Source organism: Streptomyces recifensis, from assembly GCF_002154615.1.
GTDB classification, from domain to species: Bacteria; Actinomycetota; Actinomycetes; order Streptomycetales; family Streptomycetaceae; genus Streptomyces; species Streptomyces griseoluteus.
The window spans coordinates 1-3,971 of sequence record NZ_MUNH01000668.1 but is presented as its reverse complement, the minus strand read 5'-3'; the positions used below and the strand labels follow the sequence as shown (position 1 = coordinate 3,971).

General features: G+C 75.5%; 4 protein-coding genes. 2 read left to right on the top strand and 2 right to left on the bottom strand.

Going from position 1 to position 3,971, the window contains the following annotated elements; all coding sequences use genetic code 11:
- Both CCN33_RS28075 and CCN33_RS28070 read left to right on the top strand, forming a co-directional pair.
- A partial coding sequence (locus CCN33_RS28075) for an MBL fold metallo-hydrolase (RefSeq protein WP_086696215.1) occupies nucleotides 1-494 on the top strand: 494 nt, incomplete at its 5' end.
- A 34-nt stretch (nucleotides 495-528) separates the two neighbouring features.
- The gene (locus tag CCN33_RS28070; RefSeq protein ID WP_086696214.1) at nucleotides 529-1,335 is read left to right on the top strand and encodes a DUF3097 domain-containing protein; all 807 of its coding nucleotides are present in this window, start codon (nucleotides 529-531) and stop codon (nucleotides 1,333-1,335) included.
- Between the two features lie 9 nt (nucleotides 1,336-1,344).
- Here the strand turns inward: CCN33_RS28070 and hemW are convergent, their stop codons facing one another.
- Both hemW and CCN33_RS28060 read right to left on the bottom strand, forming a co-directional pair.
- Nucleotides 1,345-2,577, bottom strand: a complete 1,233-nt coding sequence (gene hemW / locus CCN33_RS28065) for a radical SAM family heme chaperone HemW (RefSeq protein WP_086696218.1) — start codon at nucleotides 2,575-2,577, stop codon at nucleotides 1,345-1,347.
- Between the two features lie 59 nt (nucleotides 2,578-2,636).
- On the bottom strand, nucleotides 2,637-3,971 hold a 1,335-nt coding region (locus CCN33_RS28060), incomplete at its 5' end, for a PP2C family protein-serine/threonine phosphatase (RefSeq protein WP_107484010.1).

Genomic DNA, 3,971 nt, shown 5'->3' with positions numbered 1-3,971 from the left:
ACGTCCTGGGCGCCCCCGCCTTCGCCGGGGCGGAGGTCTACGGCGCGGTCGGCCTCGACGTGGTGTTCCGCCACGAGCGGGAGGCGCTGCGGCGGGACGCGGTCGAGCACGGGGTCCCGGCCGGGGAGGCGGAGGCCGCCGTACGCGCCCTGGTGCCGCCCGCGCACGCCGTGTCCGGCGAGTGGACGCTCGATCTCGGCGGCGGCCGTCAGGTGCTGCTGGCCAACGTCGGGCCGGGGCACACCGCCCACGATCTCGCGGTGCTGGTGCCCGGCTCCCCCGAGGTGGTCTTCTGCGGCGACCTGGTGGAGGAGTCCGGCGAGCCGCAGGCGGGCCCGGACGCGGTGCCGTCCCGCTGGCCGGACGCGCTGGACCGGCTGCTGAACCTCGGCGGCGAGGACGCGCTGTACGTACCCGGTCACGGAGCGGCGGTCGACGCGGGCTTCGTACGACGCCAACGCGACGCCCTGGCAGCGCGTTTCGGCGTGTCCTGAGCACCGGGCCGCCGCTTCTCCTATGGTCATCAGAATGCGCGACTACTCCCCCGACCTGACCGCCCCCTGGAAGAAGCCGCAGCCGGTGCCCGAGGTGGCGGCGGAGGCGGGACTGGTGGTGGAGGAGCCCGGTACCGGGTTCTGCGGGGCGGTGATCCGCTGCGAGGCGGGCACGGTGACCTTGGAGGACCGCTTCGGCAAGCACCGGGTGTTCCCGCTGGAGCCGCGCGGCTTCCTGCTGGAGGGCCGCCCGGTCACCCTGGTCCGCCCGGCCGCCGGCTCCCCGGTGAAGCCCGGCCGCACCGCCTCCGGCTCGGTCGCCGTTCCCGGCGCCCGCGCCCGCGTGGCCCGCGCGGGGCGGATCTACGTCGAGGGCAGGCACGACGCCGAGCTGGTGGAGAAGGTCTGGGGCGACGACCTGCGCATCGAGGGCGTCGTCGTGGAGTACCTGGAGGGCGTCGACGACCTGCCCGCCATCGTGGCCGAATTCGCACCCGGCTCCGACGCCCGCCTCGGCGTCCTGGTGGACCATCTGCTGCCCGGCACCAAGGAGTGGCGCATCGCCCAGTCGGTCACCAGCGACCACGCCCTGGTGGTCGGCCACCCCTACATCGACATCTGGGAGGCCGTGAAGCCGTCGGCGCTCGGCATCCCCGCCTGGCCCCGCGTCCCCCGCGGCCAGGACTGGAAGACGGGCGTCTGCAAGGCGCTGGGGTGGCCGGAAAACACCGGTGCGGTGTGGCAGGCGATCCTGGCGAAGGTGACGTCCTACCGGGACCTGGAACCCGAACTCCTCGGCCGGGTCGAAGAGTTGATCGACTTCGTCACCGCCGAGGCGTAGCCGCCCGGCTCAGTCCACCAGGTCCCGCACCACCGCGTCGGCCAGCAGGCGGCCGCGCAGGGTGAGGGTGGCGCGGCCCTCCGCGTAGGGCCCGGGGTTCAGGAGGCCGTCGGTGAGGGCGCGGCCGGCGGCGGCCAGGCCGGCCGGCTTCAGCAGGCTCAGGGGGACGCCGTCGCGCAGGCGGAGTTCCAGGAGGATGCGTTCGACCCGGCGGTCCTCGTCGGTGAGGAGCTCGCGGCCCGCGCCGGGGGTGCGGCCCGCGGCGAGGGCGGCGGCGTAGGCGCCGGGGTGCTTGACGTTCCACCAGCGCACCCCGCCGACGTGGCTGTGGGCGCCGGGGCCCGCGCCCCACCAGTCGGCGCCGCGCCAGTACAGCTCGTTGTGCAGGCAGCGGGCCGCCTCGGAGGTGGCCCAGTTGGAGACCTCGTACCAGTGCAGGCCCGCCGCCGTGAGCAGCTCCTCGGCGATGAGGTACCGGTCGGCGTGCACGTCGTCGTCGGTCATCGGGACCTCGCCGCGCCGGATGCGCCGGGCGAGCTGGGTGCCCTCCTCGACGATCAGGGCGTAGGCGCTGATGTGGTCGGGGCCCGCGCCGAGCGCCGCCTCCAGGGAGGCGCGCCAGTCGTCGTCGGACTCGCCGGGGGTGCCGTAGATCAGGTCGAGGTTGACGTGCTCGAACCCGGCCGCGCGGGCTTCGGCCACGCATGCCTCGGGGCGGCCGGGGGTGTGGGTGCGGTCGAGGATCCGGAGCACGTGCGGCTTCGCGCTCTGCATGCCGAAGGAGAGCCGGTTGAAGCCGCCCTCGCGCAGGGTGGCCAGGTAGGCCGGGTCGACGGAGTCCGGATTGGCCTCGGTGGTGATCTCGGCGTCGGGCGCGAGGCCGAACTCGTCCCGGATCGCGCCCAGCATCCGTACCAGGTCCCCGGGGGCCAGCAGGGTGGGCGTACCGCCGCCGACGAAGACCGTACGGACCTCGCGGGGGTCGTCGCCGAGCACCTTGCGGGCGAGCCGGATCTCCTCGACGACGGTGTCCGCGTAGTTGTCCCGCGAGGCGAGCACGCCGCCCGTGCCGCGCAGCTCGCTGGCGGTGTAGGTGTTGAAGTCGCAGTAGCCGCAGCGGGTGGCGCAGTACGGCACGTGCAGATAGAACCCGAGGGGCCGCTCGGCGGCACCGGCGAGCGCGGCGGCGGGCAGCGCGCCGTCGTCGGGGACGGACTCGCCGTCGGGGAGTGCGGAAGGCATGTCCTCCATTGTCCCGCACCGCGCGCGGAGCACGGTTCACCGCGCTTCGCCGCCCGCCTTCACTGTGCCTGGAGCACCAACAGGGCGAGGTCGTCCTCGGGCGCGTCCTCGCCGAAGCCGTGCACGAGGTCGCGGATGCGGTCCGCGATGCGCTCGGCACTCAGGCCGGTGCAGCCGGAGAGGGCGCGGGCGAGGCCGTCGCCGTCGTCGAACTGGTCGGTGCCGGAGCGGCGCTCGGTGACGCCGTCGGTGACGCACAGCAGGCTGTCGCCGGGGTGCAGCTCGATGGTCTCGCTGGTGTAGGTCTCGTCCTCGACGACGCCGAGCAGGGTCTGCGGGCGGGCGGCGGTGCTGACCCGGCCGTCGGGGCGCAGCACCAGGGGCAGCGGGTGCCCGGCGGAGGCGAGGGTGCAGCGGACGCCGCCGTCGACGGGGGTCAGCTCGCCGTACAGCAGGGACAGGAACCGGGTCTGCGGGCCGTCGCCGGGGGCGAAGGGTCCGCCTCCGGCGGCGATCAGGGCGCGGGCGGCGGCGTCGGCGGCCTCGGTGGCGTCGTCCAGGAGGAGCTGGTTGAGACGGTCGAGGACGTCCGCGACGCCGTACCCCTCGCGGGCGAGCAGCCGGAGCCAGGGGCGGGCGAGGCCGATGACGACGGCGGCCTCGGGGCCCTTGCCCTGGACGTCGCCGACGGCGAAGCACCAGCGGCCGTGCCCGGCCGGGAAGAGGTCGTAGAAGTCGCCGCTGGGGCCGCCCTGGTCGCGGGGTTCGTAGACCAGCGCGCTGGTCATGCCGGGGATCTCGGCGACCGCGCCGGGCAGCAGGCCGCGCTGGAGGACGGCGCTGATGGTGGCCTGGCGGGCGTACTGGCGGGCGGCGCCGATGGCGAGGGCGACCCGGCGGCCGAGGTCCTCGACCAGGCCCGTGACCTCGTCGGGGAAACCGAGGAGTCCGCAGCGGCCGATGAGCAGGGTGCCGAGCGGGCGGCCGCCGGCGACCAGCCGGTAGGCGAGGGCGGTGCCGTGGGTGCCCTCGGGGCCGAGCGCGGCGCCGGGCCAGGGATAGGGCTCGGGGCCGGAGCGCACCGTGTGGCGGGAGCGCGGGGGCTCCTTCTCCAGGGCCCGCTGGAGGTCCTCGGTGCGGGCCTCGCTGGTGTGCCACACGCGGGCGGGGCCGTCGTCGCCGCCGCGTACGGTCGCCTCGTCCTCCAGCCAGATCGCGCACCAGTCCGCCAGGCGGGGCACGATCAGCTGGCCGGTGAGGGCGGCGACCAGGTTCTCGTCGAGCTGTCCGGCGAGCAGGTCGGAGGCTTCGGCGAGGAAGGACAGCGCGCCCCTGCCCTGGTCGCCGCCGAGGCCCTCGCCCCGCAGCCGCAGCGCGCCGCGGGCGACCGGGAC

Bases quoted from the DNA above. Each gene is read 5' to 3' on its own strand.
- CCN33_RS28070 (WP_086696214.1), top strand. From the start codon at position 529: ATGCGCGACTACTCCCCCGACCTGACCGCCCCCTGGAAGAAGCCGCAG.
- hemW (WP_086696218.1), bottom strand. From the start codon at position 2,577: ATGCCTTCCGCACTCCCCGACGGCGAGTCCGTCCCCGACGACGGCGCG.